This is a genomic window from Lactobacillus gigeriorum DSM 23908 = CRBIP 24.85 (genome assembly GCF_000296855.1).
GTDB classification, from domain to species: Bacteria; Bacillota; Bacilli; order Lactobacillales; family Lactobacillaceae; genus Lactobacillus; species Lactobacillus gigeriorum.
The window spans coordinates 1-19,690 of the sequence record NZ_CAKC01000043.1 but is presented as its reverse complement, the minus strand read 5'-3'; the positions used below and the strand labels follow the sequence as shown (position 1 = coordinate 19,690).

Genomic DNA, 19,690 nt, shown 5'->3' with positions numbered 1-19,690 from the left:
GCTGTAATTATTTATTAGAAGGAAAGTAACGCTATGAAGAAAATTCAATTGTTAAAATCACTATTTCCATTTAAAGCACCAAAGCTTGAAAATGACCATGAAGTAGCTAATTTCTTTAACTCAGTACCTTTCTATAAGCCTACTGAATTAAAAGTTATGAAGAACTTGGCTCAAGAATTAGGCGTTAAAGAGATTGCTGTAAAGGATGAAAGTAGCCGTTTTGGCATCAATTCCTTTAAAGGTGCTGGTGGTCTATATGCAATGGGTTGTGCAATTGCAGAAAAAGCTGGTCTTGATTTAGAGACTTTGACTTTTGATCAATTAATGACGCCTGAAGTAAAAAAGGTAGCCGAAAGAATTACCTTCTATACTGCTACTGATGGTAACCATGGTCGTGGTATTGCCTGGTCAGCAAGTGTTCTTGGCAGCAAGGCAATTATTAGAATGCCTAAGGGTTCAAAGCAAATTCGGGTTGAAAATATTCGTAAGATCCAAAATACCGAAGTAGAAATTACTGACAAAAACTACGACAACACTGTAAAGGAAGTTCAAGAACTTTGTGCTAAAGATCCTAATGGTATCATGATTCAAGATACTGCTTGGGATGGCTATGAAAAGATTCCTGGCTGGATCGTTAAAGGTTACAGCCTGATTGTTGAAGAATTCATGAAGCAAATGCCTGAAAAGCCAACTCATATTTTCTTACAAGCTGGTGTTGGTTCGCTTGCTGCTGGAATTGTTTTAGGATTAGAAGAACGCTTGGCTCCTGAAGATTTGCCAACAATCACTGTTGTTGAACCAGAAACTGTTGCTTGCTTCTACAAGTCAGCTGAAATCGGCGATGGTGAACGTCACAGTATTGAAGGTTTAACGAAGACGATGATGGCAGGATTGAATTGTCAAACTCCTAGCGTTGCTGCTTGGCCAGTACTTCGTGACAGTGCTAAATTCTACGGCACATTAAGTGAAGATACTTGTGCTCAAGGTATGTCACGTTTAGCGCATCCCGTTGCTGATGATCCAAAGGTAGTATCTGGAGAATCTGGTGCTGCCGGATTTGCATACGTATATGAAATTTTGGCAAATCCTGAATTAGCTAAGGATCGCGAAGCTTTGGGTCTTGATGAAAATTCAAGAATTGTGCTTTTGAGTACTGAAGGCGACACTGATCCAGACAATTACCGTCATATTGTTGATGAAGAAAACTGGTTCTAATTTTTTAGTCTCGTTAGTCGAGGCTTTTCTTATAGGTAAAATATGGAAGAAATAAGAGCAGCAATTGAAAAGTATCAACCGTTTAATGAACAAGAAGAGCGTGATAAGTCTGAAATGTTGTGGCAGATCGATCATGTGAAAGATTTATTGACAAGAAAAAATCGGAATGCCCACTTTACGGTTTCAGCTTGGATTGTCAGCCCTGATCGCAAACAGGTGCTGATGGCTTATCACAATATCTATCAATCTTTTGCTTGGCTTGGTGGCCATGCAGATGGGGATGCGGATTTTAAGCATGTGATTAGTAAGGAAATTCAGGAAGAAAGTGGTTTGACAGATTTTAAGTTTGTTTCAGATGATATTTTTTCATTGGAGATTCTAACCGTTGATGGTCATATTAAACGTGGAAGTTACGTCTCATCACATTTGCACTTGAATGTGACCTATCTAATCGAAGCTGATCCAGAGTTGCCGATTAGAATTAAACCGGACGAAAATAGTGCGATTGCATGGATCCCAGTTGATGAGTTAAAAAATAAAGTAAATGAAGTATGGTTTTACAATTGGATTTATCAAAAATTAATCGATAAAATAAAACAATTTTAAGTCATTTTTTCTATGTCTAGATCATTTGGTCTAGGCTTTTTGATAGATACGGAAATAAGAATTATGGTATTAAGTTGCGTACTACTAGTGAAAATCGTCTTTCAAGTATAGTAGTAACGTTAACTGATGGACGCAAAATAAATTTTGGAATCCCTACTCATCAAGTAGATAATAAAGCTAAACAGCAACTTCCTCAAACTAGTCAAAAGAAGAATGCAGTTTCTGTGCTCGGCTTACTTTTAGGCTTAGCGGGACTTACCGGATTATTCTTTACGAGAAAGAAAGAGGACTAAATAATTTGACGCGATTTTGATCGCGTCTTTTTTTGTAATTACAAATAAGTATCGAATTCCATGCAAAATTGATAGCGGTGAAGTGCTTGATAAGATGTTAAGATAAAATCAAACTAGAAAGGAACAAGCTTATGTATCAAGAAACTATTACTTTAAACAATGGCGTAATTGTACCTCAATTAGCATTAGGGACCTGGTTAATTGATGATGACAAAGTAGGGGATGCAGTTAAGGAAGCGGTCAAACTTGGCTATCGTCACATAGATACTGCTCAAGCATATGGCAATGAGCGCGGTATTGGTCAAGCATTGAAAGAAATTTTTATTCCTCGTGAAGAAATATTTATCACTTCAAAAGTGGCTGCTGAAAATAAGAGTTATGATTCTGCAGCTAAATCTATTGATGAAACTTTAACTAAAATGGGTCTCGATTATATCGACATGATGATCATTCACTCGCCACAACCTTGGAAGGAAGTAAATCAATCAGATAATCGTTATTTCAAGGAAAACAAAGAAGTTTGGCGTGCCCTTGAAGATGCGTATCATGCTGGTAAAATTAGAGCAATTGGTATATCAAACTTTTTTAGAAGAAGACTTGGACAATTTGCTAGAAGATTGTCAAGTTAAACCTATGGTTAATCAAATCCTATGTCACATTGCGAATACTCCACTTGATTTAATCAATTACTGCAAACAACATGATATTGCTCTTGAGGCATATTCGCCTGTAGCGCACGGAGCAGCTTTAACCGATCCTAAAATCGCAGAAATTGCTCAAAAATATGAGGTTACAGTCCCACAATTATGTATCAAATATGATCTTCAACTCGGGATGATAACTCTACCAAAGACAGCTAAGCCAGAACATATGAAAGCCAATAGTGAGATGGATTTTGTCATTTCGAATGAAGATATGGAAATCCTTAAGCACGTTGAACACATCAAAGACTATGGTGAAGGTAGAATCTTCCCTGTCTATGGTGGAAAATTATAATAATAAATTACCGAACCGCAAAAGTTAGACGATCGCGGTTTTTCTTATACTTAATTTTCTATTGAAACATAAAAGACCTAATCTCAATGTGCTATCGAGCTTAGGTCTTAAATTATTTAGCTATCATTTTCATCTTCACATAAGTCCAACTGACATGCAAGATATATGCCGAGGTAAATGATAATACTCAAGTCATTAGCCAACAACTCCAAAATACCAAAAAGGGATGTTCACTAGCATAAGCTGACAGATTAAGTCCTTTAAAGACTAATTGATTCCAAAAAATGTTTGAAAGATATGCACGATAGGCATAAGTCGCCAAAAAATGGAACACATTTAAACTGGTTTGCTTGTTGTGATTGACTTGATACAGACAAAAGGCTGATACCAAAGAAATCACTGCCAAGCAATATAAAGTCATACTTGGTTTGTAATAAGGTGCATTTGCAAATGAGACGGGATTACCAAATTGCTGTAATTCAAAATTGGTCCAAAGAAAAAATCCTATGAATGCTAATAAAATAATCCAGAAAAATCTAGTTACCGCAAGATTATAATATTCTCTAAACTGCCAGGCCAACACCCCGTATATTCCGTAGATCACAAAAGAAATAAATAATCGATCCAATAAATACCAATCTTGTTCGTGTGGTCCATGGAATACCAAAGTATCATAAAAATAAAGCCAACCAAAATATAACAAAAAAGTAATTATTGCTACCGCTAATCCACGTTGGAGATGATTTTTAACGAATCGGGACAATGTCCAAAATAATGGCATCAGAATAATAAACTTAAGCATCATCGTGTTATACCAAAAATGCGGTGCAGCATTTCCATTAACAAATTGCCAAGCAAAAGAAGCAAGGTCATGATAGCGATTAACCTGTTGGACCCACGGCATTAATAATAGATAGATCAAAGTCCACCAGATGGTAGGTAGGAATAGATTAGACCAAGCGCCTTTCATGTGTTTAGCATAGGAAAAACTATCCTGCTCGTCGTTAGTTCGAATTGTGGTGTAGAGAATTCCAAAAATAAAGGCTGGTGCAGTATATTTCACTAGGTTGTAAAGAATACCAAAAATATCTTGATTTGTGGTTGTTTGGTGAAAACTCATGATCATGGACATGATCGGCTGAGTCATCACTGCGGTACATGCAAAAACTTTCAAATAGTCGCCCATATCGGCGGTTTGATAGGTCTTCTTGATTTCAAATTTCATAATTTCACGCTTTCTTAGAAATTGTGAGATCCCTAAGAGATATTTCTATTTCATTTTCAATGATCATAAATTATCAATGATATTGCAAGCTTTTTTCTCTGTAAAAGCAAAGTTTCAGTTTTTATTAAATTTAATATATTAATGAAACAATATTGCAATTTTATCAAAAACAAGTATTATTAAGGTTAAAAGCGTAAACAGATAAAATCAGAAAGAAGAATCACTATGGGTAAAGTCAATTTGGATAACTTAATTACTGAAAGAAGAAACAAAAATACTCTTAATTTAGATGAACTTTCAGTGATGCAAGCATGCTTAATAATGAATGACGAAGATCACAAAGTCCCTGATGCAGTGAAAAGTGCAATACCACAAATTAGTGATGTGATTGAACAAATAATTCAAAATTTCCAAAAGGGTGGACGTTTAATTTATATGGGAGCAGGGACAAGTGGCCGTCTCGGAGTGCTTGACGCTGCCGAATGTGTTCCCACCTTTGGCGTTGAGCCTACAATGGTTGTCGGTTTAATTGCTGGAGGAGAGCAGGCAATGACAGTAGCGGTTGAAGGTGCCGAAGACGACGCTGATCTTGGCAAAGAAGACCTAATGAACCTTAATTTGCAAGCCAATGATACTGTGGTTGGAATTTCTGCAAGTGGGAGAACTCCTTATGTCGTAGGTGGTCTTGATTATGCAAAAGCTATTGGGGCAACAACGGCATCAATTGCTTGCAATATGAATTCTGAAATTGGTCGTCATGCGGATTATTCAATCGAAGTAGATTGTGGTCCAGAATTTTTAACAGGATCAACCAGATTGAAATCGGGAACGGCCCAAAAATTAATCTTAAATATGATTTCAACAATTAGCATGGTTGGAATTGGTAAAGTGTATAATAATTTAATGGTGGATGTTAAACCAACCAATGAAAAATTAATCGAACGCTCCAAGCGAATCATTATGGAAGCGTGTGAAGTTAGTTATGAAACAGCCAGCAAATATTTTGAACTTGCAGATCATGAGGTCAAACTAGCAATTGTGATGATTTTAACCGCTTCAGATAAAACAGAAGCAGCTAAGAAATTGGAAAAAGCCGGAGGTTTCATCAAAAAAACTTTGAGGTGACAAAATGGATAACGTTTTAAACCGAATTATGGCTAAAGAAGCTGAAATGTCCAAGAAAGAACAAGTGTTAGCTAAATACATTGAACAAAATTATCGGGACATCATTGAAATTTCGGTACATGAATTAGCTGCTAGGTCAAAAATTAGTGCAGCAACTATTGTTCGTTTTTGTAAGACAATTGGCGTTGATGGCTTTAGTGATTTAAAGTTAAAAATTTCTGCCATGCTCGGAAATAGCGAGGAAGTTGAGTATGCGGAAATCAAACCTGGAGAAAAGATCGATAGTATTAATACTAAAATGGCAACAAGATTGAAGACAGCCATCGATGTAACGAGTCGAGAGTTAGATCAAGAAGAAGTGACCAAGGCTGTTGAAGCGATTCATAAGGCTAAGCAAATTCAAGTTTTTGGTGTTGGTGCGTCTAAATTACCGGGCGAAGATTTTGAACAGAAATTTTTACGGATCGGGAAATTTGTAACCTCCTCGTGCGATTTTCATATTGCAGGTGCTCATCTAGGTTCAATGACTAAAAATGACCTATTAATTGCCATTTCCAATTCTGGAAATACTAAAGAAGTAATTGATTTACTTCAAGTTGCCCAAGAATTTGGAGTTAAGAGCATTTTGCTTACGTCAAATTCAGAAGGCGAGGCTGTTGCGTTGGCTGATCAAGTTTTAATGAATCAATCGGTTGGTGAGCCAATTTTACGATCAGGAGCAACTACTTCTCTGATTAGCCAATTATTTATTATTGATATTCTGATTTTTAGCTACTTATCTAAATACAATAATAAGGTCAAGAACAATCTAAATAATTCGCGTCATGCAATTAATACCCATAAAGAGGGAAGAGCATAGAGATGGAAAATAGTGTTGCTATTTATAGTTTGATGGATCAGGCAATTCGGGTTAAGGCAACACCTGGTGTATCATATTTAATTTCTGGAAAAAATGAACGAGAACAGCATATCTTGGGGTATCAAGACTATGAGCAAAATCCTTTAACTGAACAAAGTATTTATGACATTGCGTCACTTACGAAGGTTGTTGCCATTACTACTAGGATTTTGCAACTGCTGGGCAAAGGATCATTAAGCTTAAGCACTAAAGTAGGGGAGTTTTGGCCAGACCCTGAGTATTCTGATGTGACGATAGAGAATTTGTTGTTGCACAATAGTGGGTTAATCGCTGATTTGCCAAATATCTATGATTACACTAGCAAAGATGCGGTAATTAAAGCTGTTTTAAGACAAAAGCTAATTTATCCTACGGGTCAAAATATGGTTTATTCGGATCTAAACTTTATTTTGTTAGGATTGATCATTGAAAAGGTAGATGGCCTTTCATTAGATCTGAGCATTAAAGAAAATGTTTTTAAACCTCTACAGATGAACTCCACGGGATACAACTTACAAGCTGACTTAAAGCGCTTTGTACCAACTGAGGTAAATAAAGTTCGTGGCCTAGTCAGGGGGAAAGTTCACGACGAAACTGCTTTTCAGCTAAATGGAGTTTCAGGAAATGCTGGGGTATTTTCAACGCTTGCTGATTTAGCTAATTTTTGTCAGATGTATCAAAATCATGGGATTTTTGAAGAGCGCGAAATCATCCCTGAAAAGATGATTGATCAATTGTTCGATTATGACTTTATGGGTCGGACATTAGGATGGCAACGCTGGGATACGAATAGTAGAAAAATTTGGCATACCGGCTTTACGGGAACAAGTATTGCCATGGATTTAGATCGAGGTAATAGCTTTATCTGTTTGACTAATAGTGTGCATCCAACGCGAGAAAATCAACAATGGTTGCCACTGCGTAGGTTAGCGGTTAGTTTGTTTTTTGGTAAGACTGAAGTTTTGCCTTAATTGAATAGAAATAAACCTTCGGAGCAAATTGCTTTGAAGGCTATTTTTACGCCTTGAAATTTCGAAAAATTTGAATTCCGGGTTGTTGGTAATCATTAGGAATGAAACTTTTCCTCATAGCAATTTGCATATATGCATAATATTTTTGATCATCGTCAAGATGAATGATATGCACACGATCTGTGTCCCTAATTGAGCTTTTCATTACAAGTGCTATGCCGACATTTCTTTCCACTAAATCTATCATTATTCGCATAGTGTTAGCAAGGAAAAGAATATTTGGATTGAAGTTTCCAAGTTTACCTACTTCGTTTAAACATTCTCGTGTTAAATAACCCGGCTCTCTAGCTATAAAATTTCTTTCTCGCAATTCGTTAGCTTTTACTACTTTCTTAACTGCCCATGGATCGCTTAAACCTGTAATGATAACCATCTCGGTTTTCTCAAGATTGCGAATATAGTAATTTGGGTCATTGATTGGTAGAATCCACGAATAAATTGCAACGTCAACTTCTCCAGATTCTAGTTCTTCAAATGCATTGCTGGAGCGCATCAAACGTGAATCTAACATGTCAGAAATTCCCGCATCAAAAAACATTTTAACTAGATCGGGTAGATAGATACTTCCGGCTTCTCCAGAAAAAGCCAGTCTGATTTTTTTATCTTTAGCGTGTCGAACGTCGAAATTAACAGCTTCGATTTCGTTAATTAGATATTTAGCTTTCTTGTATAGCATAGTACCAGAGGCTGTTAACAATAGTTTACTTTTACGATGCTTTTGAATTATAAGTGGATCGTTAAAATGTTCTGCGAGTCTTCTTATCACAGTGGAAATTGTAGGTTGAGTAACATCAAAGTATATAGCTGTTTCAGTATAACTTCCAATTTCAACAAGTTTGCAAAAATAAATTAAGTCCTTTTCATTCATAATAGCTGCATTTTTTATAAAAAATATTTATGAGTTAATCTTTTTTATTTATTGAACAAAATAACTTTAGCACTAATTTTGACTAATTTAAACGAAAATATCAATGTTTTTATTCATTGCGTTTGTGAAAAAATAAATTGGATTTATAAGAATGAAACCGCTATATTTCATTTAGACAATACAGAAAGGAAATAAATATGATTTATAATTCGAAAATTAAATGGGATAAAGCATATGACGTTATAATTATCGGATTTGGTGGTGCGGGTGCAAGTGCTGCAAGATTTGCAGCTGATAAAAATGCAAAAGTTTTATTAATTGATTCTGCACCAGAAGAGCATATCGGTGGTAACACAAGATATGCTGGAGGAGCTTTTGCTTGGGGAGATAATTTTGAAAAATTGAAAGATTATTATGTTCAAACTTATTATCCTTTTAAATATGATCCTGAAGGATTGAACCCTTTTGTAAGAAATGTTTTACAGATGAAGGATTATTCCAAAAAGTATTTTGGTATTGATGCTGTAGCTACGGGAAGAAGGCCGAATGGCGAATATCCAGAATATCGGAATGGCGATGCAATGCAATCTCAAAGTCTGACACAGGGGATGTATAATGGTGGCTTTTGGAAATTGCTTAGAAGTAAAGTTTTTGAAAGACTCAATTTAATAGACGTTTGGTATAAAACTGATGTATTAAATCTAATTCAAGATGCTGAAAGTAAGACCGTCTTAGGTATTAAAGTAAAACGCCAAAATCAAGTTCGTTACATTGCAGCAAAAAATGGTGTTGTTTTAAGCTGCGGTGGATATGAAAATAACCAAGATATGATTCAAACATACCTGGGAGAAGGATCGCTTGCACCAATAGGAACTTTGTACAACAAAGGACGTGGTATTGATTTGGCAAGCGAAGTTGGGGCACGTTTGTGGCATATGAGTAACTATGATTCTCACGGACTATCTTTGAGAAATAATGATCTTCGTGAAAAATATGCTTATATGATCAATTGGCCTAGTTTGTTCAATGGTAGCATTTTTGTTGCCGGTGATGATGGTACTAGATACTTTAGGGAAGATGAAGAAGATCGGCATGGATATAAATATAATCATGGAAATTGGATTATGATTCCTAGCCAAAATCATCCTCACATTATTTTGGATCAAACCCAATTTGATCAACTGAATAATGATCAAAGTAAAAACGCTAAAGATATCAAAGACTTGTTGTCTTATGCTATTGAGGCGCAGTCTTTAGAAGAGCTATCAAAGAAAATTGATGCGCCTATGCTTAAACAAGCAGTGTCTGATTATAATTTCTTAACCGATCAAGTAAAACGAGATATGTTTTTAAATCGTGATTTGAAAACGATGCGTTCATTTGATGATGGCCCTTACTATGCAATACCAGTTCGTCATAATATTTTGCATACTCATGGTGGTGCAAAAAGAAATGCAAAATGTGAAGTGATTGATTTAGAAGGAAATGTAATACCAGACTTATATGAAGCAGGTGAATTGGGAGATATTTTTGCAACAAAATATATTGGAGCTAATAGTATCGCAGATTTACTTATTTCGGGAAAAATTGCCGGAGAAAACGCAGCTGAACCTAAGAGAAAAATATTTGAATTTGAAACAATCAATTCAGATGCTAAAGAACTTGAATCTGATGCTAAAATATCAGAATTAGATTTTGCAGTTGGTAAAAATCAGGGATTGGGTATAAGTACCAATGGTATCAGCGATCAGCCAATTGTTGTAAGAGTTACTCTTAATAATAATAAGAAAATTAAGGGGATAGAAACTTTAAGTCACAATGAAACGGCTTCATTGGGAGGTAAAGCAATTCCACTGCTTACAAGAGAAATAATTGAAAAACAATCTACCGATGTTGACGCAATCTCTGGTGCATCAGTAACAAGTAGGGCTTTTGTAGATGCGGTAAAATCCGCATGCAAAAAAGCAAACGCCTAAAAATCTTTCAAGATCTCTAGACATTTGCTCTGAATTTCGTTCGGAACAAAGTCTTCTCTAACGCCTAAACAAGCATAGCAATCAACTTGCTGACTAGGAATTAGAGGAATAGCTTTTACACCCGGAACATTTTCCACAGCGATATCCATTAAGTAGCCTACGCCCATTCCTTGGCTAATTAATTTGGTAGTTGCTCCGATACTATCGACAATTAATTTTCGCTTAGGTTTAAAGCCAATTTTAGCAAAAGTTTGTTCTAAAGCGCTTCTCGATAGAAAGCGTTTATGACGGATAATAAAAGGATATTCCCGCAATTCGAACAAATCTATTTCTGATTTTTGAGCTAGCGGACTATTTGAAGGAACGATCAAATAATAATGATATTTAGTCAAATTCATGACTGTGATCCCCTTAAACTGTTCGTCATTCAACTTGGAGAAAACTATTGCATCATACTTGCCTTCACGTAAGTGCTGTTCCAGAAGATGCGAGTTTTCTTCGTGAGTTTCGACAAAGGCCAATAAATCACCATGATTAAGTTTAGTAATAACAGACGAAAGCCATGCGTTTCCCGCAAGTTCAGAATACCCTAAACGGAAATTCTTTTGATTGGCACGCAAGGCTTCGACTTTAATTGATTGCTCGATTTTAAGTAGCTTATCAGCTTGACGATAAACTACCATTCCTGCCGGAGTAATGGTCATCTTAGCGCGGTTATTTACTTTATAAATTAACTGGGTACCTAATTCTTTTTCTAAACGTTTAACCATCGCAGTAATTGCCGGTTGACTAACTTGGAAAAAATTTGCTGTCGCATGATAGCTTTTGCTTTCAACCAATTTCTTAAAATACTGTAGATCTTTGAATTCCATAGTAACCTCTTTTCTAAATTTTATTATAGCAAATATGATAAATAATATTTATCAAAAAATAATTATGATTTATCTAACTAGCAAAATAAAAAAACTCTTAAAAAGCATTTTTACAATATTATTGCAGTATTTGTTGATATTATAGGCTTTTTTAAATTATGTAATAAAAGCGATTACAAAAAAGTGCTTGCATTTAAAAATGATAGATGATATTTATAAAACCGCAAAATAAATCTTTTAATGGGAGAATAAAAAATGCATTTAACAGATAATCTTAAATGGAATAAAGAATATGATGTTGTAGTTTTAGGTTTTGGTGGTGCGGGAGCAACTGCTGCTAGATTTGCGGCCGACAATGGTGCATCAGTCTTAGTAGTTGAAGCAGCTCCTTATGGCCACGAAGGTGGTAACACTCGCTATTCAGCACAACACGTTGCCATGGGTCATGATAAGGAAAAAATCAGTACTTACTATCATGAATTAGCTAAGCCTTACAACGTTTCCGAAAAGACAATGGATGCTTACCTTGATGGTTTCATTTCCATGCCTGAATATTTTGAAAAGTATCTTGATACTAAAGCGTTTGTTTGGTCACGCGATAACAAACCTGGCGATCAATTAGATGAAAAAGCTCATCTTTGCGAATATCCAGAATTTCCAGGTTCAGAAACTTTTGACTTTGCCTTGATGCATAATCGCGACTTTGATGCTGCTTTATGGAAGAAGCTGCGCAAAAATGTTTTAGATCGAAAAGATCAAATCGACATTTGGCTAAATTCACGTGCTCGCAATTTGATTCAAGATGATCAAGAAACAGTTGTTGGGGTAGTTGTTGAACGTAACCACAAGAAGTACTTTATCCACGCTAAGAAGGGTGTTGTTCTTGCTACAGGTGGTTTTGAAAACAATGCCCAAATGCAACAAGATTACTTGCATGTAACCCAATTGACTCCACTTGGAACGCTTTACAACCGCGGTGATGGTATCAACATGGCTTTAGAAGCAGGTGCTAAGTTATGGCACATGGCTAATTACGAATCACTCGGAATTGTTCCAAGCTATGTGATTGCAGAAGGTCCTGGCAAGCAAGGTCGTCAAGTTGGTGGCTGGAAGAATATGAAGTCAGGTTCAATTTTTGTAGTCGGCGATGATGGTACGCGGTTCATGAAGGAAGATGCTAAGTTCAGACATGGTCACATTTACAACCATGGCCAATATGATCTTCCTCGAGCATTTGATAATGCATGGATTATTTTTGATGAAAAACAATATCAAAAGTTCGTTGAAGAACGCGACAATGGTCAACTTAAGTATCAAAAATTGTTTGACAAGATCATTGCTGTCAATGGTGTAAATGAATTGGCAGAAAAAACTAATTTGCCAGTAGCCAATCTTGAAGCAACTATTGCAGAGTTCAATGAATTTGCTACTAACAGAAAAGATGTAAAATTCGACCGTGCTCCAGAATCTATGGTAGCCTTGACTGGTGACCAATTGTACGCAATTAAGTTAGCTCCAGCAGTTCTTAATACTCAAGGTGGACCAGAACATGATGAACATTCACGTATTTTAAATGTAGCCAATGAACCAATTGCTCACTTGTATAGTGCTGGTGAACTTGGTGGTATGTGCATCAATCGCTACCAAGGTGGTGGTAATTTAGCTGAATGCTTAATTTTCGGAAAAATTGCCGGAGAAAATGTAGCTAATGAAACTGCTCTTGAGAGCGTAGAGCTGACAAATGAAGTTCCAGAAATTAATGACTTGGTAGCTGGTGAAGAAATTTCCAATATCGAATTGGGCGAAAACCAATACATCGGTGAAACTGAAGCCGGAATTGGAGGTCGTATTGTGGTTCGGGTTACTTACCAAAACAATACCATCGAAAATGTTGAAGTTATGGAAAATCATGAAACTGAAGGTATTGGTGCGGTTGCTATTAAGGAACTTCCTGGCAAGATCGTAGCTGCTAATTCAACTGATATTGATGCAGTATCGGGTGCATCAACTACTACTAGAGCCCTTGAAGAGGCAGTAGAAAAGGCTATTAAACAAGCAAAATAAAATTAATTAGATTTACTATTTGAAAGGATATAAAATGTTAGATAAATTTCAATGGAAAAAGTGGCTGTTACCAGTTGCTATTGGAATCGTATTATGGCTCTTAACGCCATTTAGACCAACTGATATCAGCGTGCCAGCATGGCATTTGTTTGCAATTTTTATTGCCACGATTATTGCATGTATTACCAAGCCTTTGCCCATGATGACAACTACTTTGATTGCGGTAATCATCGCAACTTTAACCGGCATCTTCAATATGAAAGAAGTTGCTGCTGGTTTTGGTAATTCAACAGCTTGGATGGTAGCAATGTGTATGTTCCTAGCTGCTGGTTTTATTAAATCCGGCTTAGGGAAAAGAATTGCTTACTTATTCGTTAAGTTTTTCGGTAAAAGAACTTTGGGTTTGGCTTATGCCTTGTCAATGGTTGAAACGGTCTTGGCAATCGGCATTCCAAGTAACAATGCCAGAGTAAATGGGATTATGTATCCAATTATTGATAACTTATCAAGAGAAATGGATTCCGATCCTAAAAATGGTACGCAAAGAAAAATGGGTTCATTCCTGGTTTTCAATGAATACGAAATCAATATCGTTACCTCAACCATGTTCTTAACTGGTTTAGCCGGCAACATGATTGCGATGGGACTTGCTAAAACTCAAGGAATTGAAGTTTCTTGGATGCAATGGTTCTTGGCTGCTCTTGTACCTGGTGTGATCTCTCTTATCGTCATTCCATTTGTTTTATATAAAATCTATCCACCAGAAGTAAAAGAAACGCCAAATGCTAAGGCCTGGTCAGAAAAGCGTTTAGCCGAAATGGGCCCCATGACTCCTGCAGAAAAAATTATGGCAGTGGTATTCGTGCTTGCAATCGTATTATGGCTTATTGGATCAAAGATTGGTATTGATGCCACAGAAGTAAGTTTTATTGCCGTAATCTTGTTATTGATTACCGGGGTGATCAATACTAAAGACATGTTAAAGGAAAGCTTTGCTTGGAATATCCTTACTTGGCTTTCAATCATTATGTTAATGTCACAAAAATTGATGACTTTAGGCTTCTTCCCATGGTTCTCAAAGACTTTGGGTGCCATGTTGCATGGTGCAAATTGGATTTGGGTATTGGTAGTATTATGGTTGGCCTACTTCTACCTACACTACTTGTTCCCAAGTGTAGCAACCCAAATTTCAGCTCTTTATGCAGGTTTCTTATCTATTGCGTTAGGAGTTGCTGGCATGCCACCATTGCTTGCTGCTTTGATGCTTGGCTTCGATGGATCGCTTTACCTCTCAACTTCAACTTATTCAGCTGGTCCAGCAGCCTTGCTTTCAACAACAGGTTATGTTGAAACTAAAGATTGGTGGAAACTAAGTGCGATTATTGGGGTAATTTTAAACATTATCTGGTTAGGCGTTGGTCTAGCTTGGACTAAAGTTTTAGGTTACTGGTAGAAATAAAGGTAAGTTTTAGTTTTTTCTTAAAACTGGAATTTACCTTTTTCTTTTATAAAATTATTTGGTATCCTTGTTAAAAAAGAGAATGAAATGACAAGGACAAAATTCGTGGAAAAACTATTAAGCATAATCGTACCGGCTTATAATTCTGAGGCATATCTTGAACGATGTGTTAATTCACTAATTGTAGCTGGTAATCGAGTTGAAATTATTTTGGTTGACGATGGGTCGCTAGATCGTACGCCAGAAATCATTGATGAATATCATGAGCGTTTTCCAGAGATTGTAAAAGTGATCCATGAGGAAAATAGTGGTCATGGTGGTGCGATTAATAATGGGCTCAAAATTGCCACTGGGAAATATATAAAAGTTTGTGATAGTGATGATTGGCTTGATTTTGCTGGCTTGAAGCGACTGCTTGATTTTATTGAAGTTCAGAATGAAAATGATACTGAATTGGACATGATTTTAACCAACTACTTGTATGATAAGGTTAATTCACGACATAATAAATTGATTCATTTTCCAGCGTTGCCCAAGAACAAAATCTTTGGGTGGAAACAGGTTAAACTGGTGCTTGGTCAATACTTCATGATGCACTCAGTTACTTATCGACGGACTTTACTGGTTGATGAAGCTAAATTACAATTACCAACTAACGTTTCCTATGATGATAATATCTATGTCTTTGAACCACTAATCTACGTTAAAAAGATGTATTACTTGGATGTTAATTTATATCATTACTTCATTGGTAGAGATGATCAATCAGTCAATGAAGATGTGATGTTAAGAAAAATTGATCAACAATTGATGATCAATAAACGAATGATCAAGTTTTATGCGGACAATATTGACCCTAAAACGGCTTTGGGAAAATACATGTGCTTTTATCTTGAGATTATTACCGCTATTTCCTCAATCATTTTAATCAGAGGGAAAAAGGAACAATATCTAGATTTGAAACGCAATCTTTGGCAATACTTGAAACGCAAAGATGAACCTTTGTATCACAAGCTAAAACATCGCCCATTAGGAATGACCGTTAATTTGCCAGGACATTCAGGCAGAATAGTGGCTAGTGGCTTTTATCGACTAGCTAAAGCAATCTATGGCTTCAACTAAACTTGACTGAGCAAATCTTTGGCAAATTTCACAAACTTCATGCTATAATTTATTTAAACTAGGAACGAGATAATCGTTATTACATACAAATCTATCTAGTATTAATTCACAAACTAAGAATAAAAGATCAGCGGGTTGCTGGTCTTTTTTCGTTCAAGCAAAAAGCACCTAAAAATTAAGGTGCTTTAAGTATAAATAGTATTTAACTAGAGAGTTTTAAAATACGCCTTATTAGTGACAAAAGCGCTTAATGTTACTGTATCACTTATTGACTGCGCTTACAATACAATTTCAAAAATAAATATATTTTGTCAGTTAATCTCGACAGATTATTTCTTTTATACACTTGTTTCATAAAATATTAATAATAAAAACTGATTTATTCGCATTTGATCACATCAAGCAACAAATATCTATTTATACTTAATAAACACTTTTATTTTTTAAAAAAGTAACGTAAAATAGAGTTAATAATTAATAAAAGATGATGATTGGGGGTTGAAAAAGATGATTATTGAGAATGTGAAACAAGAGCTTGATCGGTTAAAAATGGAAAGCTCAAGCCTTATTGACAATAATATTAAATTTCAGGTAATTGGCATTAATGATATTCAGGTAGAAACGGATTATGCTGATGATTTCGGCGATAAAATCATGTTTAATATTTTGACAACTGGTGAAGATAGCTTTACCCTTACAGATAAAGGGCAAACGATCTGGAATCTCCAAATTGATTATTATGAAACTCCTCATAATTCTAACTGGTTAAACCAGGTTGATGAGGTAATTGAAGAAGCTGGTTTTAAGATTATTGATAATAAAATTTTTAAAGATGATCTTTCAATGGAGGATCTACCTAAAAATATTGCAGCTTATATCCAATTGCTGATAAAAGTTACTGATTTGCCTAAGGCTGAATAACACATATTTGAAAGGGAAGCTTGAATGGATAATAGAAATATCGTTGAGGTTAAATTAGTGTCTCACACGCCTTTTGGCGAAGAAATGCTGGTAATCAGTAAAAAGACTGGTACAGTTTCTATTATGAGAAAGGAAAAATCTGGAATTCACATTTTTCATGAATATGAAGTCGCAAATGCCATTGAAGCCATCTTCTCAGCTCTTTCATTAGATGAATTTCAAGCATTTAGGCCTGAACGTGATGTAAAAAAGGATCGTAACTATCGTTTATCAGTTTTTTATGATCGACATGGAGAGATTGGTTTGAGTTTCAGAGCAGTTGATGAATTGCCAGAAGCTTGGCGGTCACTATTTGATACTATTCAACGTTTTCTCGTTGCTTTCAATTTTACTAAGTTAAAATTATCATCAGACATTACTTGGAAAGAGCGCCTATCGTTGATGACCAAATATGTTTATCTTTTTTATGTTAGTCCAAGTGATGAAGATCTTGATAATAATGATCCAGCAGTTTTATATGACAAATGGAAAAATCGCTTTGATGCTTTCATCAATGATTATGCTGAATTAGTCAAAAGCAATCCAACTATGGATTTAAGAGCGATGCTTAGTACCGAACTTGATGTGAATTTGGATAAAGATATTGATGATATGTCGGTCGATGAAGTGCTTCGAATTATTGGGTGGATGATCGCTCGTCGAAAAATGTTGAGCTATCTGACAGATGGCGTTTTGCAATTGTTGCTATATCGATTGCAAGATATTCAAATGGAGCTGATTAACTGTTAACAAAATATAGAAATCTATAAAAAAGTATAGAAATATTTGGCATAATATTTATTAGAAAGCTAAACATGGAAGTGAATATTATGGCAATTTTAAAACCTAAAGATGTCGCTGATCGTTTAGGAATAACCACGAGAACCTTACAAACCTGGGATCGAAAAGGTATTCTTAAAGCTAAGCGCTCTCCTACTAATCGCAGGTTTTATACAGAAGATCAAATAAATCAATATTTGAACAAAGATAGTCTAAGCTCACATAAAAAACAAGTTGCTTATGCCAGAGTATCAACTTATGGTCAAAAAGATGACTTAAAAGATCAATTAAGCTATATTCGTCAATACGCTAATGCACAAGGTATTATATTAGACGAAGAAATAAGCGATATTGGCAGTGGTTTAAACTATAAACGTCAAAAATGGAATAATCTTCTAGACGAAGTAATGAACAATAAAATAGATAAAATTTATATTACTTATAAAGATAGATTTATCCGCTTTGGCTATGATTGGTTTGAAAGCTTATGCAAAAAGCATGGGACTGAAATAATTGTTTTGAGTAATATTGATACTAGTCCTGATAAGGAACTGGTTGATGACATGATAAGTATAATTCATGTGTTTTCATCTAGGCTTTATGGTCTAAGAAAATACAAGAAAAAGATTAGAGACGAGTACTTAAATGACGATCAAGACTCAAGTAGTAAAGCTAAAGGTTAATAAAACCATGCAAAAGCATCTTGATGCTTTGTGTGATTATCGTAGATATTGCTGGAATAAAGGCTTAGAAACTTGGCAATTGATGTATGAAGCTCATACATTAAATAAAAAGGATAATCCAAGCCCTAATGAGCGCCGGGTCCGTGATGAATTAGTCGCAAATAAAGCTGATTGGCAATATGCTTTGTCTGCTCGATGTTTGCAACTAGCTGTTAAAGACTTAGCTAATGCTTGGAAGAACTTCTTTGATAAGGCTCAGCCTGATTGGGGTATACCTAGTTTTAAATCTAAGAAAGATCCTAGACAAGGCTTTAAGACTGACAGAGCCAAGATTGTTAATGGTAAACTTCGGCTTGATAAGCCTAGAAGCGTCTCAAAGGAAAATTGGTTTGATTTAAAAAGCTATGAAGCTCTAAAGATGGATGAGGTCAAAGTAGTAAGTATCTTCAAAGAAAAAGGTAGCTATTACGCGGCTTTACCTTATGAAGAAGAGATTTCAGCTAAGGCTAAAACTCAACAAAAGACAGCAGTTGACGTCAATGTTGGTCACTTCAACTATACAGAAGGTCAAATCAATGTTTTGCCTGCTAAATTACAAAAGCTTTATAAGCGCATCAAACATTATCAAAGAACGTTGGCAGTCAAAAGAAAGGTTAATGGTAAGTCAGCTATTAAAAGTAATAATTACTATGCAGTGAGAACCAAACTGCAAAGAGATTATCGTAAAGTAGCTAATATCCAAAACGATCTTTTACAGAAGTTTACTACGCAGCTAGTTAATGATTACGACCAAATTGTAATTGAAGACTTAGCTGTCAAAGAAATGATGATGACGCATGTTGCTTCAAAAGGTATGCAGAGATCAGTATTTAGTAAGTTTAGACAAATTCTGACTTACAAATGTGCTTGGTATAGTAAAGAATTGATCTTAGCTGATAAAACCTATCCATCAACACAAAGATGTGCTGAGTGTGGCTATGTCAAAAAAGGTGATGAAAAGATCACATTGCAAGGCAACCAAAAGCATGGCACTAAACATAACGAGTATATCTGTTATCAGTGTGGATATACAAACGATCGAGATGAAAATGCGGTATTAAATCTTTTAGCTTTGGCAAAATAAAAAGAAAATAAACGGGGCTGGCTAGGTCCTTAAGCTGTAAGAGCTGGTCAATGTGATTACTCCCAGGTGGAATATCAGAATACTAGTGAAGACGACAGTAAATGAAACAAAGAAAGGAAAAATATATCTTTCTGATATGTAGGAAATGCGTATTCTTCTACATATTTCCATGTTTTATATAGCAGAAATAATCGTAAATTAAAAATGCTAATTGATTCTTTTTGGGGAATTGAATCAATTAGCATTTTTTACTAGATTCTCAAGATTGGGATTATTGATTGAGAGGGATATATTATTACATGCGCGAATCTAGTTTTTATTTATCTTCATAGCCATTAGGATGGTTTTGGTGCCATTTCCAAGCAGTAGCAATCACATCTTCGACGTTCTCATG

Annotated in this window: 16 protein-coding genes and 2 pseudogenes; 15 read left to right on the top strand and 3 right to left on the bottom strand. The window is 35.5% G+C overall.

Annotated elements, in window-relative coordinates; translation table 11 throughout:
* Window positions 1-33: 33 nt before the first annotated feature.
* From BN52_RS04280 to BN52_RS04265, 4 genes and pseudogenes are all read left to right on the top strand, one after another.
* The gene (locus BN52_RS04280) at window positions 34-1,215 is read left to right on the top strand and encodes a diaminopropionate ammonia-lyase (RefSeq protein ID WP_008473026.1); all 1,182 of its coding nucleotides are present in this window, start codon (window positions 34-36) and stop codon (window positions 1,213-1,215) included.
* A gap of 42 nt (window positions 1,216-1,257) precedes the next feature.
* The gene (locus tag BN52_RS04275) at window positions 1,258-1,821 is read left to right on the top strand and encodes an NUDIX hydrolase (protein ID WP_008473025.1); all 564 of its coding nucleotides are present in this window, start codon (window positions 1,258-1,260) and stop codon (window positions 1,819-1,821) included.
* A gap of 74 nt (window positions 1,822-1,895) precedes the next feature.
* Entirely contained in the window at window positions 1,896-2,114 is a 219-nt protein-coding gene (locus tag BN52_RS04270; RefSeq protein ID WP_008473024.1) for an LPXTG cell wall anchor domain-containing protein, read from the top strand.
* A gap of 131 nt (window positions 2,115-2,245) precedes the next feature.
* Window positions 2,246-3,110 (top strand): annotated as a pseudogene (locus BN52_RS04265) (aldo/keto reductase).
* A gap of 190 nt (window positions 3,111-3,300) precedes the next feature.
* Here the strand turns inward: BN52_RS04265 and BN52_RS04260 are convergent.
* Window positions 3,301-4,335, bottom strand: a pseudogene (locus BN52_RS04260) (acyltransferase family protein); the annotation flags it as partial.
* Window positions 4,336-4,560: 225 nt separating this feature from the next.
* Here BN52_RS04260 and murQ point away from each other — a divergent pair.
* The 3 genes from murQ to BN52_RS04245 are packed head-to-tail and all read left to right on the top strand — an operon-like array spanning window position 4,561 to window position 7,329.
* Window positions 4,561-5,460: an N-acetylmuramic acid 6-phosphate etherase gene (murQ, locus tag BN52_RS04255; protein WP_008473020.1), complete on the top strand. Its 900-nt coding sequence runs from the start codon at window positions 4,561-4,563 to the stop codon at window positions 5,458-5,460.
* Between the two features lie 4 nt (window positions 5,461-5,464).
* Window positions 5,465-6,319 (top strand): MurR/RpiR family transcriptional regulator, encoded by an 855-nt coding sequence (locus BN52_RS04250; protein WP_008473019.1) that lies wholly within the window; start codon window positions 5,465-5,467, stop codon window positions 6,317-6,319.
* A 2-nt stretch (window positions 6,320-6,321) separates the two neighbouring features.
* Complete coding sequence (locus BN52_RS04245; protein WP_008473018.1) at window positions 6,322-7,329, top strand: serine hydrolase domain-containing protein; 1,008 nt, start codon at window positions 6,322-6,324, stop codon at window positions 7,327-7,329.
* A 46-nt stretch (window positions 7,330-7,375) separates the two neighbouring features.
* Here the strand turns inward: BN52_RS04245 and BN52_RS04240 are convergent, their stop codons facing one another.
* Window positions 7,376-8,257, bottom strand: a complete 882-nt coding sequence (locus BN52_RS04240; RefSeq protein ID WP_008473016.1) for a LysR family transcriptional regulator — start codon at window positions 8,255-8,257, stop codon at window positions 7,376-7,378.
* A 197-nt stretch (window positions 8,258-8,454) separates the two neighbouring features.
* Between BN52_RS04240 and BN52_RS04235 the strand changes: the two genes are divergently transcribed.
* Window positions 8,455-10,233 carry an FAD-binding protein gene (locus BN52_RS04235; RefSeq protein ID WP_008473014.1) on the top strand — a complete coding sequence of 593 codons (1,779 nt, stop codon included), beginning with the start codon at window positions 8,455-8,457 and terminating at the stop codon, window positions 10,231-10,233.
* On the opposite strand, the gene BN52_RS04230 is transcribed toward BN52_RS04235, so the two are convergent.
* Window positions 10,230-11,105: a LysR family transcriptional regulator gene (locus BN52_RS04230; RefSeq protein ID WP_008473013.1), complete on the bottom strand. Its 876-nt coding sequence runs from the start codon at window positions 11,103-11,105 to the stop codon at window positions 10,230-10,232. The genes BN52_RS04235 and BN52_RS04230 overlap by 4 nt on opposite strands.
* Before the next feature lie 255 nt (window positions 11,106-11,360).
* Between BN52_RS04230 and BN52_RS04225 the strand changes: the two genes are divergently transcribed.
* From BN52_RS04225 to BN52_RS04195, 7 genes are all read left to right on the top strand, one after another.
* Entirely contained in the window at window positions 11,361-13,169 is a 1,809-nt protein-coding gene (locus BN52_RS04225; RefSeq protein ID WP_008473012.1) for an FAD-dependent oxidoreductase, read from the top strand.
* A 34-nt stretch (window positions 13,170-13,203) separates the two neighbouring features.
* Window positions 13,204-14,622 (top strand): DASS family sodium-coupled anion symporter, encoded by a 1,419-nt coding sequence (locus BN52_RS04220; RefSeq protein WP_008473011.1) that lies wholly within the window; start codon window positions 13,204-13,206, stop codon window positions 14,620-14,622.
* A gap of 93 nt (window positions 14,623-14,715) precedes the next feature.
* A complete protein-coding gene (locus BN52_RS04215; RefSeq protein WP_008473010.1) occupies window positions 14,716-15,750 on the top strand; it encodes a glycosyltransferase family 2 protein in 1,035 nt (344 codons plus the stop codon).
* A 507-nt stretch (window positions 15,751-16,257) separates the two neighbouring features.
* Window positions 16,258-16,671, top strand: coding sequence for a DUF1828 domain-containing protein (locus BN52_RS04210; RefSeq protein ID WP_008473007.1), 414 nt, complete (start codon window positions 16,258-16,260; stop codon window positions 16,669-16,671).
* Window positions 16,672-16,695: 24 nt separating this feature from the next.
* Window positions 16,696-17,460, top strand: a complete 765-nt coding sequence (locus BN52_RS04205; RefSeq protein ID WP_008473006.1) for a hypothetical protein — start codon at window positions 16,696-16,698, stop codon at window positions 17,458-17,460.
* 80 nt (window positions 17,461-17,540) lie between these two features.
* Window positions 17,541-18,173 (top strand): IS607 family transposase, encoded by a 633-nt coding sequence (locus tag BN52_RS04200; RefSeq protein WP_008473005.1) that lies wholly within the window; start codon window positions 17,541-17,543, stop codon window positions 18,171-18,173.
* Window positions 18,136-19,296 (top strand): RNA-guided endonuclease InsQ/TnpB family protein, encoded by a 1,161-nt coding sequence (locus BN52_RS04195; RefSeq protein ID WP_008473004.1) that lies wholly within the window; start codon window positions 18,136-18,138, stop codon window positions 19,294-19,296. Before BN52_RS04200 ends, BN52_RS04195 begins: the two co-directional genes overlap by 38 nt.
* Window positions 19,297-19,690: the final 394 nt, after the last annotated feature.